Source organism: Candidatus Symbiothrix dinenymphae (genome assembly GCF_001431085.1).
Window position 1 is genome coordinate 1 of record NZ_BBRU01000087.1, and the last position, 947, is coordinate 947.

General features: G+C 41.5%; 2 protein-coding genes. Both read right to left on the reverse strand.

What is annotated here, in order from left to right:
• Nucleotides 1-145: 145 nt before the first annotated feature.
• The gene (locus ASC50_RS01380; RefSeq protein WP_055432059.1) at nucleotides 146-538 is read right to left on the reverse strand and encodes a type II toxin-antitoxin system VapC family toxin; all 393 of its coding nucleotides are present in this window, start codon (nucleotides 536-538) and stop codon (nucleotides 146-148) included.
• A 99-nt stretch (nucleotides 539-637) separates the two neighbouring features.
• A partial coding sequence (locus ASC50_RS01385) for an FKBP-type peptidyl-prolyl cis-trans isomerase (RefSeq protein WP_420885201.1) occupies nucleotides 638-947 on the reverse strand: 310 nt, incomplete at its 5' end.

Below are 947 nucleotides of genomic sequence, written 5' to 3' on the forward strand. Positions count from 1 at the left end.
CATCAGTAGAGATATTAACAATAATCCCCTCTACATCCAGCGGTGATGCGTTTTTTTCGCTGTTTAATCGAGACACTCTCGTTTATGCCCGCATTCAGTACCATCACGTCGTTTTGAGCTTCCAAGTTGTTGTAAGTTTTCATTTTTATACCTCCAATATATTTATATTCAATTCCTGAGCATTATTTTGCATCCGTTTATCCAACGTCAATAACGGCAATCGCAATCGATTAGCAACTTCCAGATAATAAGCATCATACGCATAAATATCAAACATACAAGCTATTTCAATTGCTTTAGCAACATTTATCTGCACTAAGTTCTTTGGTATAAAGTCAAAAGTGTTGAAACTTTTCACTACTTGCTCCTTAGTCAACCGTCTCCTTTTTAGCATCGCCAATAAGGCATTTCCAATTTCGTAGGGTACTACTTCAGGAGACACCATTTCAGCACCTCTTGTCAACTCAATAATCCGTTCTTTTTCCGGTTCATTAAGAATAACAGCAAAAAAAATATTAGCATCAAGCAAAATTTTCATCAAAAATATGTTTTAGTGCGTGCAAAGGTAACCATAATTAACTAACTTACCAAACAATCGTTGAGCAAATTCGCGCAAAACGACAGCCTAAAATTGCCCTTATTTGCAACAGCAGCTTGTTGTTTTCTCGCAGTCGCAATCATTGCTGCAGCCGCAGCCTTGACCGGTTATTTCGGCTATTTCTTCGGCGTCGGGTTCGTGGACGTTGTAGATTACGCCTTCAAATTCCAATGCTTCACCTGCCAGCGGGTGGTTGAAATCCATCACTACGGCATCCCGTCTTACTTCCAACACGGAACCTTGCAGGCGGTTGCCCTGGTCGTCCATCATGGGCAGTGTGGCTCCTTCTATCACTCTTTGGTCGTCAAACCGACCGTCAACCTCGAACAAACTGCGTGCCAATTTTCCC

What these genes read in the sequence shown, in the direction of transcription:
- ASC50_RS01380 (WP_055432059.1), bottom strand. Translation starts at nt 538, where the DNA reads ATGAAAATTTTGCTTGATGCTAATATTTTTTTTGCTGTTATTCTTAAT.